This window comes from Streptomyces sp. N50, from assembly GCF_033335955.1.
In the GTDB taxonomy this organism is placed as follows: Bacteria; Actinomycetota; Actinomycetes; order Streptomycetales; family Streptomycetaceae; genus Streptomyces.
Genome location: NZ_CP137549.1, coordinates 5569177 through 5584044 on the forward strand (window position 1 = coordinate 5569177; position 14868 = coordinate 5584044).

14 protein-coding genes are annotated in these 14868 nt (G+C 70.8%); 9 read left to right on the forward strand and 5 right to left on the reverse strand.

The window, feature by feature from the left end:
• Window positions 1-9: 9 nt before the first annotated feature.
• Window positions 10-1296, forward strand: a complete 1287-nt coding sequence (locus R2B38_RS25165) for an RNA polymerase sigma factor (protein ID WP_318018265.1) — start codon at window positions 10-12, stop codon at window positions 1294-1296.
• A gap of 184 nt (window positions 1297-1480) precedes the next feature.
• Here R2B38_RS25165 and R2B38_RS25170 read toward each other — a convergent pair whose 3' ends face one another.
• Complete coding sequence (locus R2B38_RS25170; RefSeq protein ID WP_318018266.1) at window positions 1481-2662, reverse strand: THUMP-like domain-containing protein; 1182 nt, start codon at window positions 2660-2662, stop codon at window positions 1481-1483.
• Window positions 2663-2763: 101 nt separating this feature from the next.
• Here R2B38_RS25170 and R2B38_RS25175 point away from each other — a divergent pair, with 101 nt between their 5' ends.
• Window positions 2764-3723 (forward strand): polysaccharide deacetylase family protein, encoded by a 960-nt coding sequence (locus R2B38_RS25175; protein WP_318018267.1) that lies wholly within the window; start codon window positions 2764-2766, stop codon window positions 3721-3723.
• Window positions 3720-4436, forward strand: coding sequence for a hypothetical protein (locus R2B38_RS25180; protein ID WP_318018268.1), 717 nt, complete (start codon window positions 3720-3722; stop codon window positions 4434-4436). The genes R2B38_RS25175 and R2B38_RS25180 overlap by 4 nt, the downstream gene beginning before the upstream one ends.
• A gap of 51 nt (window positions 4437-4487) precedes the next feature.
• Here R2B38_RS25180 and R2B38_RS25185 read toward each other — a convergent pair whose 3' ends face one another.
• Complete coding sequence (locus tag R2B38_RS25185) at window positions 4488-4778, reverse strand: hypothetical protein (protein ID WP_318018269.1); 291 nt, start codon at window positions 4776-4778, stop codon at window positions 4488-4490.
• Window positions 4779-5494: 716 nt separating this feature from the next.
• Here R2B38_RS25185 and groES point away from each other — a divergent pair.
• Both groES and groL read left to right on the forward strand, forming a co-directional pair.
• A complete protein-coding gene (gene groES / locus R2B38_RS25190; RefSeq protein WP_019066754.1) occupies window positions 5495-5803 on the forward strand; it encodes a co-chaperone GroES in 309 nt (102 codons plus the stop codon).
• Between the two features lie 112 nt (window positions 5804-5915).
• A complete protein-coding gene (gene groL, locus R2B38_RS25195; RefSeq protein ID WP_019055580.1) occupies window positions 5916-7541 on the forward strand; it encodes a chaperonin GroEL in 1626 nt (541 codons plus the stop codon).
• 122 nt (window positions 7542-7663) lie between these two features.
• Here groL and R2B38_RS25200 read toward each other — a convergent pair whose 3' ends face one another.
• Window positions 7664-8437: an SDR family NAD(P)-dependent oxidoreductase gene (locus tag R2B38_RS25200; protein WP_033280061.1), complete on the reverse strand. Its 774-nt coding sequence runs from the start codon at window positions 8435-8437 to the stop codon at window positions 7664-7666.
• A 567-nt stretch (window positions 8438-9004) separates the two neighbouring features.
• Window positions 9005-9673 carry an MOSC domain-containing protein gene (locus R2B38_RS25205; protein WP_318018270.1) on the reverse strand — a complete coding sequence of 223 codons (669 nt, stop codon included), beginning with the start codon at window positions 9671-9673 and terminating at the stop codon, window positions 9005-9007.
• 80 nt (window positions 9674-9753) lie between these two features.
• On the opposite strand from R2B38_RS25205, the gene R2B38_RS25210 reads away from it, so the two are divergent.
• Window positions 9754-10683, forward strand: coding sequence for a LysR family transcriptional regulator (locus R2B38_RS25210; RefSeq protein WP_318018271.1), 930 nt, complete (start codon window positions 9754-9756; stop codon window positions 10681-10683).
• 84 nt (window positions 10684-10767) lie between these two features.
• Here the strand turns inward: R2B38_RS25210 and R2B38_RS25215 are convergent, their stop codons facing one another.
• Window positions 10768-11094: a WhiB family transcriptional regulator gene (locus R2B38_RS25215; RefSeq protein WP_019055584.1), complete on the reverse strand. Its 327-nt coding sequence runs from the start codon at window positions 11092-11094 to the stop codon at window positions 10768-10770.
• Window positions 11095-11474: 380 nt separating this feature from the next.
• Here R2B38_RS25215 and R2B38_RS25220 point away from each other — a divergent pair, with 380 nt between their 5' ends.
• The 3 genes from R2B38_RS25220 to guaB all read left to right on the forward strand — a co-directional run bounded on the left by R2B38_RS25220 (window position 11475) and on the right by guaB (window position 14786).
• Window positions 11475-12086: a response regulator transcription factor gene (locus R2B38_RS25220; RefSeq protein WP_003948568.1), complete on the forward strand. Its 612-nt coding sequence runs from the start codon at window positions 11475-11477 to the stop codon at window positions 12084-12086.
• Window positions 12087-12515: 429 nt separating this feature from the next.
• Entirely contained in the window at window positions 12516-13103 is a 588-nt protein-coding gene (locus R2B38_RS25225) for a sigma-70 family RNA polymerase sigma factor (protein WP_033280064.1), read from the forward strand.
• 177 nt (window positions 13104-13280) lie between these two features.
• On the forward strand, window positions 13281-14786 hold the full coding sequence (gene guaB, locus R2B38_RS25230) for an IMP dehydrogenase (protein ID WP_318018272.1): 1506 nt from the start codon (window positions 13281-13283) through the stop codon (window positions 14784-14786).
• The last annotated feature ends 82 nt before the right edge of the window (window positions 14787-14868 follow it).

The window sequence follows — 14868 nt, forward strand, 5'->3', positions numbered from 1 at the left end:
TGGTGGGTTGTGACTCCGGAATCACAGCCCACCGCGGCCCCGCACGGCAACGCCACCGACCCGCACAGCACCATCGAGACCGTCTTCCGCATCGAGTCCCCGCGCGTCATCGCCGCGGTCGCCCGCCTGGTCCGTGACGTCGGCATCGCCGAGGAACTAGCGCAGGACGCGCTGGTCGCCGCCCTGGAGCAGTGGCCGAGGGACGGCGTGCCCGACAACCCGGGCGCCTGGCTCATGGCCACGGCCAGGCACCGCGCCGTGGACCTCATCCGGCGCCGGGAGAACTACGCCCGCAAGCTCCAGGAGATCGGCCGCACCCTGGAGACGACGGCCCCGCCCGAGGAACCTTCAGCCCCCGACGACATCGACGACGACCTCTTGCGCCTCGTCTTCACCACCTGCCACCCGGTGCTCTCCGCCGAGTCCCGCACCGCCCTCACCCTGCGCCTCCTCGGCGGCCTGACGACTCCCGAGATCGCCCGCGCGTTCCTCGTCCCCGAGCCGACGGTCGCCCAGCGCATCGTCCGCGCCAAACGCACCCTGGCCACCAGGAACGTCGCCTTCGAGGTCCCCTACGGCCCCGACCGCGAGGCCCGCCTGGGCTCGGTCCTGGACGTCATCTACCTCATCTTCAACGAGGGTTACGCGGCGACGGCGGGCGACGACTGGCTCCGCCCGAGCCTCTGCGAGGACGCGCTCCGCCTGGCCCGCCTCCTGGCCGCCCTGATGCCGAAGGAACCCGAAGTGCACGCCCTGGCCTCCCTGTTGGAGTTCCAGGCCTCCCGCTCGGCCGCCCGCACCGGCCCCGACGGCGACCCCGTCCTCCTCAAGGACCAGAACCGCCGCCGCTGGAACCGCCTCCTCATCGCCCGCGGCATCACCGCCCTCGGCCGCGCCGACGCCACGTCCACCGGCGCCCCCGGCCCCTACGCCCTCCAGGCCGCCATCGCCGCCTGCCACGCCCACGCGTACACCTACGACGAGACCGACTGGCCGACGATCGCGACCCTGTACGGCTTTCTCGCCGCCCGATCCCCGTCCCCCGTGGTCGAGTTGAACCGCGCGGTGGCCATCTCGATGGCGGACGGCCCGGCCCCGGCCCTGGCCCTCGTCGACACCCTCGCCTCCGAACCCGCCCTGCGCGACTACCACTTGCTCCCGAGCGTCCGCGGCGACCTGCTGCTCCGCCTCGGCCGTACGACGGAGGCGAAGGCGGAGTTCGTACGAGCGGCTTCGCTGGCGCGCAACGAACGCGAACGCCAACTCCTGCTGCGCCGGGCGGGGGAGGCGTCGTAGGGCGACGGGGGCTGGTGGAGGCGCGCCCGGTGTCGGAATCCGACGGATCGTCACATGCGCTGCGAGCGCGGGAGTTCGAGCCGGAGGCGCCTCGTCGGCGGACAGGGCCTCGCGCCCGCAGGGATCCTCGACGCGTCCCGTGCCTCCCGCCGAGTCCGCCCCGGCAGCACGCTCCTCGGCGCCGTCAGACCGGGCGCCCGATCAACATCGTCGGCGCCCCGGCCACCCGAGTGAGAAACACCGTCGCCGAGTTGGGCCCCTGAGGCTTCACCTTCCGTCGCAGTTCCTCCGGCTCGACGGCCGACCCCCGCTTCTTCACGGTGAGGATGCCCACCTCCCGCTCCCGCAACAGCGCCTTCAACTTCTTGACGCCGAACGGGAGTTGATCGGTGATCTGGTAGGCGGAGGCATACGCGGTCGGCCGTAGCTCATCGGCGGTCACATACGCGATGGTCTCGTCGACGAGCCCGCCCCCGACCTCCTCCGCGACCTCGGCGACGAGGTGGGCGCGGATGACGGCACCGTCGGGTTCGTACAAGTACCGCCCCACGGAACGGACTTCGGGGTCGGGAAGCCCGCGCCCGTGCAGAACTCGCGGGCCGGGGAGGAGAGTTGCCCGCACCGCCCCCGGCCGCGCTCCCGCCCCGAACCAGAGCACCGCCTCCTTCACGTCACCCCCGTCCGAGATCCACTCCGCCTCGGCCGTCGCCGGGATCGCCTCGTGCGGTACCCCGGGGGCGATCTTCAGCGCGGCGAGCGGGGCCGTCGTAGCGGCGTCGACGGCCCAGGACAACGGCGGGGAGTACGCCTCGGGGTCGAAGATGCGGCCGCGGCCGCCGCGTCGGGCGGGGTCGACGAACACGGCGTCGTAGGCGGACGTGTCGACGTCCGTCACGTCCGCTTCCCGTACCTCGATCAGGCCGGCCAGGCCGAGGGCCTCGGCGTTGGCGCGCGCCACGGCGACCGTCAGCGGGTCGCGGTCCACGGCCAGGACGCGTACCCCCGCCCGTGCCAGCGCGATCGCGTCGCCGCCGATGCCGCAGCAGAGGTCGGCGACGGAGGTCACGCCCAGGTCCAGGAGACGGGCGGCGCGGTAGGTGGCGACGGTGGAGCGGGTGGACTGTTCGAAGCCGTTCGGCGTGAAGAACATCCGGTCGGCGTCCTCGGGCGTGAACTTCGCCGCCGCCGCGCGCTGCCGCAGCCGGGCCTGGCCGAGGGCCGCCGAGACGAGGTCGGCGGGGTGGTCGCGGCGCAGCCGGGTGGCGACGGCGAGTTCCTTGGCCGGGTCGGTGCCGCGGACCTCGTCGAGGAGGGCGCGGCCCTCGGGGGTGAGCAGGGCGGCGAAGGCGGGTACGGGGTCGTTCACCGGGACATTGTGGGCCAGTCGGTGGACGGTGTGCCTCCGGTGGCGGTGTGTTGGCGGTGTCGGCGCGGGATCGGGGCCGGGGGCTGAAAAGATCCGGCCCCATGCGAGTAGTCGTACAAAATGACATCAATCGGGCGCGTGGGGACCGGGCGTACGCGAATCCGCGCCGGAGGGCGGGCGCCCGTGGCGCGCTCGCCGCCCTCGCGCTGGCCGCTCTCGTCTCCGGCTGCGGTCAGCCCGGCCCGGGCGCGGCCGTTCACCCGGCGCAGGGCGCGCAGCCGTTGCACGCGCCCCCGGCCCGCGCGCTGGACTCCTACGCGAGCAAGCTGCGCGCCGCGTACGCCGCGCGGGTCGCCGCGGCCAAGCGCTGGGGGCTGGCGAAGGTGCCGCTCACGGCGCCGCCGGCGCCCGCGCGCAAACCGGAGATCACCGCGCGCAAGGGCTTCGAGGTGGACGACCAGGAGGAGCTGAACCTCCCGCCGGTCTTCACCACGATCCCGACCACGAAGAAGATCGTCTTCCTCACGATCGACGACGGTGAGAACAAGGACCCCGCGTTCCTGCGGATGATGAGCGACCTGAAGATCCCGTACACCGCCTTCCTCAGCAACTACCTGGTGAAGGACGACTACGGCTACTTCCGGAAGATGCAGGCGCAGGGCCACACCATCAACAACCACACCCTCACGCACCCGTACCTGCCGGGCCTGTCCTACGCCGAGCAGCGGCACGAGATCTGCGGCATGCAGGACATCATGAAGAAGCAGTTCGGCAAGGCCCCGACGGTCTTCCGGCCGCCGTACGGGAACTACAACCACGACACCCTCGTCGCCGCGAAGTCCTGTGGCATCAAGTACGCCCCGATCTGGGACGAGGAGGTGTTCGTCGACCACTGGGAGTACCGCGAGGACGACAAGTCCCTGCACCCCGGCGACATCGTCCTGACGCACTTCCGGGGCCGTGAGGACTGGAAGGGCACGATGGTCGACGACATGCGGCGCTTCCTGGGCAAGGTCACGGCGGAGGGCTACGCGGTGGCCCGCCTGGAGGACTACCTGTGAGGTTCGCGACCCTGCGGACGCCGGTGGCCGTCGCGTTGGCGGCCACCCTCCTCACCGGCTGCGCGCAGTCCGTCGACCCCATCGAACGGCTCGGCAAGAAGGCCGCCCAGCGCGTCCACCCGCACGGCCCGTCCCGCGAACGGCCGTACCGCCACTGGGGTCTGACGGCCCCGCTGGCCCCCGCCCCCAAGCCGTCGCCGCACCCCGCCGCCCGCTCGGCGGGCCCTGGCCTCCCACCCGTCGTGGACCACGTCCGCACCCGGGACAAGGTCGTGTTCCTGACCTACGACGCCCACGGCACGGGCGCGGACACGCGACGGGACCCGAGGTTCGCCGACCTGGTCCGCGAACTACGGCTCCCGGTCACGGTGTTCCCCACCGCGCCGCGCCCCGGCCGCTTCGCCGGCCTGCCCTACGCCACCCAGCGCGGCGAGATCTGCGGCCGGCATCCCCGTCCCAACTCCCGGCTGCTCAGGCCCCCTCACGGCACGTACGACACCACGACCCGCCGTGCCGCGGCCGACTGCGGAGTCTCCGCCCTGGTCCTGTGGCGTGCCTCCACGACGACCGGAACCCTGACCTACGCCCGAGGCGACCACCACCTAGCCCCCGGCGACATCGTCCAGGTCGGCCCCGCCGACAGCACGGCCCGCCTGCTGCGCGGAATCCAGGAACTGGGGCTGACGGTGGGGAGCTTGGAGGACTACCTCTGAGCGCCACGTGGGACACGGCCACGTGAGACAGGGCCACGTGGGGGCAGGGGGCTACCCGTGGGGCCACGTCTCCGCCGCCGCACCCAGGAGTACGGCGACCGCCAGCACCTGTGCCGCCGCGCTGACCTGATACCCGCGCCGGAAGAGCACGACGGCCGCCGCGAGAGCCGCGACCACCAGCACGCCCAGCCACGCCACCGCCGCCCAGGGGGGCCCGCCCAGCGCCACCGCCAAGGCCGACCCGAAACCCAGGACGACCTCGGCCGGCATCACGAGGGCCACCGCACAGCAGTCAGTACCGAGAGACGGGCGGCCGGGAAGCGCGGGGGAGCGGGGAGGCATGGGCAGACGGTACGGGGTCGAGTGAGCGCCGGTCGGCGAAATTCAGCCCGTCTGGCGCTTGAGGACGCGAGCCGTTTCGAGCTCCCACCCGCCCGTGGCGCCCGCACCCTTTCCGGCGCCGGTCCGGAAATTCGAGCCCGTCCGGCGCTTGGGGACGAGTGCCGTCCCGAGCCCCTGCTCAGCCGTGGCGCCCGCACGTCTTCCACGGCCGGTCCGGAAATTCCAGCCCGTCCGGCGCTTGGGGACGAGTGCCGTCCCGAGCCCCCCGCCCGCCCGTGGCGCCCGCGCTTTTTCCACCGCCGGTCCGGAAATTCCAGCCCGTTCGGCGCTTGGGGACGAGAGCCGTCCCGAGCCCCCACCCACCCCCGGCGCCCGCACCCTTTCCGGCGTCGGTCCGGAATATCCAGCCCGTCCGGCGTTTGAGGACGAGGCCGGAGGCCGACAGCGGGGGTCTGGGGGCGCAGCCCCCAGGGACGGCGGCATCCGGCACAGGCCCGCCAGGCAGCTCAGGGCGACGTCAAAATTCTGCCGAAGCGCCGCGGGCATTGGCACTCCGCTTGACCGAGTGCTAATCGCAGTCATAGTCTCAGACCTGGCACTCCCCCCTGGAGAGTGCCAATAGCGACGGGCAGGTCCGGCACCCGCGACGACGGATCGACCTGGTCGCCACCTCAGACAGTTAACCCCGTGAGATCTCCGAAGGGGGAGGTCGGATCGTGACGACCACCAGCTCCAAGGTTGCCATCAAGCCGCTTGAGGACCGCATTGTGGTCCAGCCGCTCGACGCCGAGCAGACCACGGCCTCTGGCCTGGTCATCCCGGACACCGCCAAGGAGAAGCCCCAGGAGGGCGTCGTCCTGGCCGTTGGCCCGGGCCGCTTCGAGAACGGCGAGCGTCTTCCGCTCGACGTGAAGACCGGCGACATCGTGCTGTACAGCAAGTACGGCGGCACCGAAGTGAAGTACAGCGGCGAGGAGTACCTCGTCCTCTCGGCCCGCGACGTGCTCGCGATCATCGAGAAGTAATTCACCCAGTTTTGCAGTGAGCTACGCCCCTGGCCCCCGCGACCTTATGAAGCCGGGCGTCAGGGGCGTAGTTCGTTTCACCCACGTTTTCCGAGAGGGCTGAACCGCTCCCATGGCGAAGATCCTGAAGTTCGACGAGGACGCCCGTCGCGCCCTCGAGCGCGGCGTCAACAAGCTTGCCGACACGGTCAAGGTGACGATCGGCCCCAAGGGCCGCAACGTCGTCATCGACAAGAAGTTCGGCGCCCCCACCATCACCAACGACGGCGTCACCATCGCCCGCGAGGTCGAGCTCGAGGACCCGTACGAGAACCTCGGTGCCCAGCTGGTGAAGGAGGTGGCGACCAAGACCAACGACATCGCGGGTGACGGCACCACCACCGCCACCGTGCTCGCCCAGGCGCTCGTACGCGAGGGCCTGCGCAACGTCGCCGCGGGTGCCTCCCCGGCCGCCCTGAAGAAGGGCATCGACGCCGCCGTCAAGGCCATCTCCGACGAGCTGCTCGCCACCGCGCGGCCGATCGACGACAAGGCCGACATCGCCGCCGTGGCCGGTCTGTCCGCGCAGGACAGCCAGGTCGGCGAGCTCATCGCCGAGGCGATGGACAAGGTCGGCAAGGACGGTGTCATCACCGTCGAGGAGTCCAACACCTTCGGTCTGGAGCTGGACTTCACCGAGGGCATGGCCTTCGACAAGGGCTACCTGTCGCCGTACTTCGTGACGGACCAGGAGCGCATGGAAGCGGTCCTCGAGGACCCGTACATCCTCATCCACCAGGGCAAGATCAGCTCCATCCAGGACCTGCTGCCGCTGCTGGAGAAGGTCATCCAGGCCAACGCCTCCAAGCCGCTGCTGATCATCGCCGAGGACGTCGAGGGCGAGGCCCTGTCGACCCTGGTCGTGAACAAGATCCGCGGCACGTTCAACGCGGTCGCGGTCAAGGCCCCCGGCTTCGGCGACCGCCGCAAGGCGATGCTCGGCGACCTCGCCACCCTCACCGGCGGTCAGGTCATCGCCGAGGAGGTCGGCCTCAAGCTCGACCAGGTCGGCCTGGACGTGCTGGGCTCCGCCCGCCGCGTGACGGTCACCAAGGACGACACGACCGTCGTCGACGGTGCCGGCGACTCCTCCGAGGTCGCGGGCCGCGTCAACCAGATCAAGGCCGAGATCGAGAACACGGACTCCGACTGGGACCGCGAGAAGCTCCAGGAGCGCCTCGCGAAGCTGGCCGGCGGCGTGTGCGTGATCAAGGTCGGCGCCGCCACCGAGGTGGAGCTCAAGGAGAAGAAGCACCGTCTGGAGGACGCCATCTCCGCGACCCGCGCCGCGGTCGAGGAGGGCATCGTCTCCGGTGGTGGCTCCGCTCTGGTGCACGCCGCCAAGGTGCTTGAGGGCAACCTCGACAAGACCGGCGACGAGGCCACCGGTGTCGCGGTCGTGCGCCGCGCGGTCGTCGAGCCGCTGCGCTGGATCGCCGAGAACGCCGGCCTCGAGGGCTATGTCATCACCGCCAAGGTCGCCGACCTGGAGCCCGGCCAGGGCTTCAACGCCGCGACCGGCGAGTACGGCGACCTGGTCAAGGCCGGCGTCATCGACCCGGTCAAGGTCACCCGCTCCGCCCTGGAGAACGCCGCCTCCATCGCCTCCCTGCTCCTCACGACCGAGACCCTGGTCGTCGAGAAGAAGGAAGAGGAGGAGCCGGCCGCCGGTGGTCACAGCCACGGCCACTCCCACTGACGCGAGGCGGTGAACCCGTAGGACGTGTACGTCGAAGGCCCGGCGCCCCTCAGGGGGAGCCGGGCCTTCGCGTTCCGCCGAAGCCTTCGTCACCGTGGCCGCCGTCATCGAGGCGGCTGCCGTCACTGCGGCCCGTACTTCCGCCCGGTCTTCGAGGTGACCCCGCCCAGTACCGCCTGCGGAGTGATCTTCACCAGGCCCATCAGCGCCTTGTAGCGCGGATCCGGGATCGACAGCGTCTTGCCGCGCGCCAGATCCGCGAGGGCCGCCGCGACCAGTTTGTCCGCGTCCAGCCACATCCAGTTCGGGATGTTGTCCGTGCCCATCCCGGCCCGCTCGTGGAACTCGGTCCGCACAAAACCGGGCGCCAGCGCCATCAGCCGTACGCCCGTGCCGGCCAGGTCCTTGGCCGCGCCCTGCGTGAACTGCACGACCCACGCCTTCGAGGCGCCGTACGTCCCGCGCGGTACGAAGGCGGCGACCGACGCCACGTTCACGACCCCGCCGCGTCCGCGCTCCCGCATCGCCTCGGCCGCCGCGCTGGTCAGCCGCAGCACCGCCTCGCAGTGCACCTTGAGCATCTTCAGCTCGTCGGCCATGGACACGTCGAGGTAGCGGCCCTTGTTGCCGAAGCCCGCGTTGTTGACCAGCAGGTCGACGGGGTTCTTGCGGTCGGCGACGCGGGCGGCCACCGTGTCGATGCCCTTGTCCGTGGCGAGGTCGGCGGTCAGCACCTCCGCCTCGATGCCGTGCCGGTCGTGCAGTTCGGTCGCCTGCTCCCCGAGCCGCGCGGTGTTCCGCGCCACCAGCACGAGGTTGTGTCCGTCCGCCGCGAGCCGCCGCGCGAACGCGGCACCGATCCCCGCGGTCGATCCCGTAATCAATGCCGTTGTCATGGCGCAAGATTAGTGACCCGGAGCAAGCCGGTCCGATCTCTGCACAGGCCCTCCCGATCCGTGACGAACACGTGTCGAACAACGTGTCGAACGAGCCTGTGGCGGCAGGTCAGTCCGGGTACTACGCGGCATCACTCCGAGTACTCCACGAGATCGGTCCGCGTACTCCGGGACGTCGGCGTTCGGGTGTTCCGTGCACGTCAGCGTCCGCGTGTTCCGTGGCGTCAGGGCCCGTCCGTTCCGCTACGTCAGCATCCGCGCGTTTCGCGACTTCAGGGCCGCGTATTCCGTGACGTCAGCGCCTGCGTGTTCCGCGGCTTCAGGGCCGCGTGTTCCGTGACATCTGCACCCGTGCAATTCCGCGACATCTGCGCCCGCGCGTTCCGCGACATCAGCCTGCATGCTCCGCGACGCCAGCCTGCATGCTCCGCGACGCCAGCCTGCATGCTCCGCGACGCCAGCCTGCATGCTCCGCGACGCCAGCCTGCATGCTCCGCGACGCCAGCCTGCATGCTCCGCGACGCCAGCCCGCATGCTCCGCGACGCCAGCCCGCATGCTCCGCGACGTCAGCCCGCACGCTCCGCGACATATTTCCGCGCCTGCGCCAGCGACTCCGGATGCAGCGCCTCGCCCGCCGGAAGCAGCCGCGGCAACAGCTCACGCTCGGTCGTCACGGCCCGGAACTGCAGGGCCACCGTCACGTCGTGGTCGGGCCGGTGCACGATCTCGATCGGATCGCCCGCCCGGATCTCACCGGGTTCGATCACCCGCAGATAGGCCCCCGGAGCACCCTTCACGGTGAACCGTTTCACCCAGCCGCGCTCGCCCAGATGGTCCTGGAACGTACGGCACGGGATCCGCCCGCAGGTGACCTCCAGGACCACCTCGGAACCGATCCGCCAGCGCTCGCCGATCCGCGCGCCGGACACGTCGAGACCCAGGGTCGTCAGGTTCTCCCCGAAGGAGCCGCTGGCCAGCGGGCGTCCCAACTCCCGCTCCCAGTCGTCGAGATCCTCGCGCGCGACCGCGTACACCGCCTGGTCGTCGCCCCCGTGGTGGCGCCGGTGACACACCGCGTCCCCGGCGAGCCCGCTCCCGGCGACGCCCTTGGGTCCGGGCGCGCTCACCCGCACCGGCGCGTCGGTCGGCCGCTTGTCGATGCCGGTCACGCCGTCGGGCTGGTCCGTGTACGGCACGGCCGTGGCCCGGCCCAGGTTCAGCGAGAGAAGCTTCATGACGGCACGGTAGACGACAGCGCCCCAAAGGCGCGGCGCATTATTCGTCGCCGTAGCAAAGAAGCGCTTATGCTCGGCGCGTGATCGAGGCCCGACATCTCCGTGTGCTGCGTGCCGTCGCCGCCACCGGTTCCTTCTCGGCGGCCGGGCGCGAACTGGGCTGCACCCAGCCGGCCGTCAGCCAGCAGATGAAGGCCCTGGAGACCTCGGTCGGCACCCCGCTGCTGGTCCGCACCGGCCACGAGATGCGCCTGACCCAGGCGGGCGAGGCGCTGGTCCGGCACGGCGCCGGCATCCTCGCCGGCCTGACGGCGGCGGAAGAGGAGGTTGCCGCGATCGCGGGCCTGCGCGCGGGCCGGGTCCGCCTGGTCTCCTTCCCCAGTGGCAGCTCGACGCTCGTCCCCACCGCACTGGCCGCCCTGCGCGCCGCGCACCCCGGCACCCGCGTCTCCCTGGAGGAGGCCGAGCCGCCGAACTCCGTCGAGCTCCTCCGGGAGGGCGACTGCGACATCGCCCTCGCCTTCCGCTACGAGACGGCGGCGGGCGCGGAGGACTGGTCCGACCTGGTGGTACGACCCCTGCTCAGCGACCGCCTGGTCGCCCTGGTCCCGGAAAAACACCGGCACGCGCGCGTGCGGTCGGTCGCCATCGGCGCACTCGCCGACGAACCCTGGATCGCCGGCTGCCCGCGCTGCCGGGGCCAGTTGGTCGAGGTGTGCGAGGCCGCCGGCTTCACCCCGCGCATCGACTTCGCGACCGACGACTATCCGGCGGTCGTCGGCCTGGTGAGCGCGGGCCTGGGCGTCGCGGTCCTGCCCCAGCTCGCCATCGAGTCCGTACGGCCCAGGGGCGCGCGGACGGTGACGCTGGAACCGGCGGTACGGCGGGAGATCGTCGCGCTGACGCTGCCCGACCTGGCGCGGGTGCCGGCGGTGGCGGCGACGCTGGACCAGCTGGCGCGGGCGGCGCGCGACAAGCAGGCGCACGAAAAACAGGCGCGCGAAAAATAGGGGGGCACGTGTGCGCGTACCCCTGCACGCGTGCGCGTACCCCTGTCGGAGACGTGTCGTCGGACTTGTTGGAGAAACGTTCCTTCAGTTGTTCGAAGCCATGTCCCCGGCGGCTGAAGCCGACACCAGCCGGTTGCGGGCACGCCCCATGAGCTCTTCGCGCTCGTCCTCGGTCAGGCCGCCCCAGACGCCGTACGGCTCGCGCACCGCCAGCGCGTGCGCCGCGCACTGTGCGCGGACCGGGCACCTCATGCAGACCTCTTTGGCCGAGTTCTCACGAGCGCTTCGTGCCGCACCGCGCTCGCCCTCGGGATGAAAGAAGAGCGAGCTGTCGACCCCTCGGCAGGCAGCCAGGAGCTGCCAGTCCCACAGGTCCGCGTTCGGTCCGGGAAGGCGGGAGAAATCTGCCATTGCGTGACCCCTTGTAGCCGTTATGGGCGGATACGGTGTCCACGACCGTACAACTACGATCTAAGGAGATGAAAATATGACTCATTGCGAATCTAGCCTCAGACACCAGCAAAAGGGAAGAAATAGGGCTGAATGGGGCACCGGTTGTGATGAAAGCTTGTGGGTCGGCCGCGCACGTCTCCACCGTGTCCGCACCCTCACGTAGAGTGCCGAAGATGGCACACGGCCCCGTAACTCTTTCGAGTGACCGTCGTTGAGAGTGCGAGGCGGTTGAAAACACAAGTGCTCGGGCAGGCGTCCGAGACGGTCGACCGCACAGGTGACGATTTCGTACCAGCCTGGAGGCTCAAGGTGACGCGCATCAGTTGCGGAGGGCGGCCATGACATCCGTCCTCGTCTGTGACGACTCCCCGCTTGCCCGAGAGGCGCTCCGCCGCGCGGTCGCGACCGTGCCCGGTGTCGAGCGCGTGACGACGGCGGCCAACGGCGAGGAAGTCCTCCGCCGCTGGGGTGCCGACCGCTCGGACCTCATCCTGATGGACGTCCGCATGCCCGGACTCGGCGGTGTCGAGACCGTGCGGCGGCTGCTGTCCGCCGATCCGGGCGCACGCATCATCATGCTCACCGTCGCCGAAGACCTGGACGGCGTGGCCCTCGCGGTCGCGGCCGGCGCCCGCGGCTATCTGCACAAGGACGCCTCGCGCGCCGAACTGCGGGCCACGGTCACCCAGGCCCTCGCCGACCCGACCTGGCGACTGGCCCCGCGCCGGCTGCGGTCCGCCGAGATGGGCGCCGCGCCGACGCTCACCGCGCGCGAGATCCAGGTCCTCGAAGGAATGAGCCACGGCCGCTCGAACGCGGAGATCGGCCGTGAGCTGTTCCTCTCCGAGGACACCGTCAAAACACACGCACGGCGGCTCTTCAAGAAACTCGGCGCCTCGGACCGGGCACACGCCGTGGCGCTCGGTTTCCGGTGGGGTCTGGTCCGCTAGGTCCTGTCGTCGCATTCCCGTCTGCCCGGCGACGCCATGCACGCACTCTCGCCGCACCGGGCCCGGACCCGAGTACGTCCAGTACGCGGGTCCGGGCCCGGCACGTCGAGAGCACGCACCTGACGCCTCCGGGCGACGACGGGAATGCGACGACAGGACCTAGGCCCAGGTCAGTGGGTTGCAGCGGGGGTACGACAATCCCCGCCTACCTCATGGTGGGCGGGGGCGGCAAAGGGGCCCACCGGGTGCCCGCTGCTCGTTTCGCCGCGGATGCCGCATCCTTGAGGTGTGGAGTTCCTCGGGGACGAGTCGGTCGAGCGGGAGGGGAGGGCGCAGGAGATGACTTCCGGCGCACCTGCTCATAACGCTTCGGTGCACAACAACGGACGCGGTGCCACGGACCCTTCGGCCACAAGGCACCATGGACCGATGCGTGACGACGAGGCGGCCAGTGCCCCAGGGGCGATTGGTGGACTCGTCCTTCGCGCGGTCGACGGAGACGAGCAGGCGACCCACGATCTGCTCGCCCACGTCCACCCCCTGGCGTTGCGCTACTGCCGCACCCGGCTGTCCCGACTCCCGGGCGACGCACGGCACTTCGTGGAGGACCTCGCCCAGGAGGTCTGCGTCGCCGTCCTCCTCGCACTGCCCCGCTACAAGGACACCGGCCGCCCCTTCGAGGCCTTCGTCTTCGCCATCGCCGCGCACAAGGTCGCCGACCTCCAGCGCGCCGCCATGCGCCACCCCGGTTCTACGGCCGTCCCCTCGGACGAGATGCCGGAGCGCCCGGACGACTCCCTCGGTCCCGAGGAGCGCGCCCTGCTCAGCAGCGACGCCGAATGGGCCAAGAAACTCATGGCCAACCTCCCGGAGAACCAGCGCGAACTCCTCCTGCTGCGCATCGCCGTGGGGCTGACGGCTGAGGAGACCGGGCAGATGTTGGGAATGTCACCCGGCGCGGTCCGGGTCGCCCAGCACCGGGCACTGAGCCGACTGCGGGCACTGGCCGAGCAGTAGAGCCTTCCGCAGCGGCGCCTTCGCCCGCGGCGCCTTCCGTGAACAGCCGGGCGGCGGCGTACGTACGAACATACGGAGCCCGGAGCGGGCCGTAGCCGTGGAATCGTGGAATTTGGTGACCGCGCTTCCCGTTAGCATGGACATCCGCACCGATCAAGGCCATTTGGGGAAGGTGTCATGACTGCCAACGTCGACGGAGTGCCCGCCAAATTCGCGACACTAGGGCTGACCTACGACGACGTGCTGCTGCTGCCGGGCGCGTCCGACGTGCTCCCGAACGCGGTCGACACCTCGTCCCGCATCTCGCGCAACGTCCGCGTCAACATCCCGCTGCTGTCCGCGGCGATGGACAAGGTGACCGAGTCCCGGATGGCGATCGCGATGGCCCGCCAGGGCGGTGTCGGCGTCCTGCACCGCAACCTGTCCGTCGAGGACCAGGTCAACCAGGTCGACCTCGTGAAGCGCTCCGAGTCCGGCATGGTCACCGACCCGATCACCGTGCACCCGGACGCCACGCTCGGCGAGGCCGACGCCCTGTGCGCCAAGTTCCGCATCAGCGGCGTCCCGGTGACCGACGGCAACGGCAAGCTGCTCGGCATCGTCACCAACCGCGACATGGCCTTCGAGACCGACCGCTCCCGTCAGGTGCGCGAGGTCATGACCCCGATGCCCCTGGTCACCGGCAAGGTCGGCATCACCGGCGCCGACGCCATGCAGCTGCTGCGCCGCCACAAGATCGAGAAGCTGCCCCTCGTCGACGAGGCCGGCATCCTCAAGGGCCTCATCACGGTCAAGGACTTCGTCAAGGCCGAGCAGTACCCGAACGCCGCCAAGGACGCCGAGGGCCGCCTCATCGTGGGTGCCGCCGTCGGCGCCAGCCCCGAGGCCCTTGAGCGCGCCCAGGCCCTCGCCGAGGCCGGTGTGGACTTCCTGGTCGTCGACACCTCGCACGGCCACAACAGCAACGCCCTCAACTGGATGGCGAAGATCAAGTCGAGCGTCGGCGTCGACGTGATCGGCGGCAACGTCGCCACCCGCGACGGCGCCCAGGCCCTGGTCGACGCCGGTGTCGACGGCATCAAGGTCGGTGTCGGACCCGGCTCGATCTGTACGACCCGTGTCGTCGCCGGCATCGGCGTCCCGCAGGTCACCGCGATCTACGAAGCGTCCCTCGCCGCCCGCGCGGCCGGCGTCCCGCTCATCGGCGACGGCGGCCTCCAGTACTCCGGCGACATCGGCAAGGCGCTCGCCGCCGGCGCCGACACGGTGATGCTCGGCAGCCTCCTCGCGGGCTGCGAGGAGTCCCCGGGCGAGCTGCAGTTCATCAACGGCAAGCAGTTCAAGTCGTACCGCGGCATGGGCTCGCTCGGCGCGATGCAGTCCCGCGGCCAGGGCCGGTCGTACTCCAAGGACCGCTACTTCCAGGCCGAGGTCGCCTCCGACGACAAGCTCGTGCCCGAGGGCATCGAGGGCCAGGTGCCCTACCGCGGCCCGCTGGCCAACGTGCTGCACCAGCTCGTCGGCGGGCTGCGCCAGACCATGGGTTACGTCGGCGCGGCCACCATCGAGGAGATGGAGACCAAGGGCCGCTTCGTCCGCATCACGTCCGCGGGCCTCAAGGAGAGCCACCCGCACGACATCCAGATGACGGTCGAGGCACCGAACTACAGCCGCAGCAAGTAGTCGGCAGGCTTCCTCAAGGGCGGCCCCGGGGACACCGGGGCCGCCCTTGTCGTGCCCGTCGGCGATACTGGAAGACGCTGAA

Bases quoted from the DNA above. Each gene is read 5' to 3' on its own strand.
- R2B38_RS25175 (WP_318018267.1), top strand. From the start codon at position 2,764: ATGCGAGTAGTCGTACAAAATGACATCAATCGGGCGCGTGGGGACCGG.
- R2B38_RS25185 (WP_318018269.1), bottom strand. From the start codon at position 4,778: ATGCCTCCCCGCTCCCCCGCGCTTCCCGGCCGCCCGTCTCTCGGTACT.
- groL (WP_019055580.1), top strand. From the start codon at position 5,916: ATGGCGAAGATCCTGAAGTTCGACGAGGACGCCCGTCGCGCCCTCGAG.
- R2B38_RS25200 (WP_033280061.1), bottom strand. From the start codon at position 8,437: ATGACAACGGCATTGATTACGGGATCGACCGCGGGGATCGGTGCCGCG.
- R2B38_RS25205 (WP_318018270.1), bottom strand. From the start codon at position 9,673: ATGAAGCTTCTCTCGCTGAACCTGGGCCGGGCCACGGCCGTGCCGTAC.
- R2B38_RS25215 (WP_019055584.1), bottom strand. From the start codon at position 11,094: ATGGCAGATTTCTCCCGCCTTCCCGGACCGAACGCGGACCTGTGGGAC.
- R2B38_RS25220 (WP_003948568.1), top strand. From the start codon at position 11,475: ATGACATCCGTCCTCGTCTGTGACGACTCCCCGCTTGCCCGAGAGGCG.
- R2B38_RS25225 (WP_033280064.1), top strand. From the start codon at position 12,516: ATGCGTGACGACGAGGCGGCCAGTGCCCCAGGGGCGATTGGTGGACTC.
- guaB (WP_318018272.1), top strand. From the start codon at position 13,281: ATGACTGCCAACGTCGACGGAGTGCCCGCCAAATTCGCGACACTAGGG.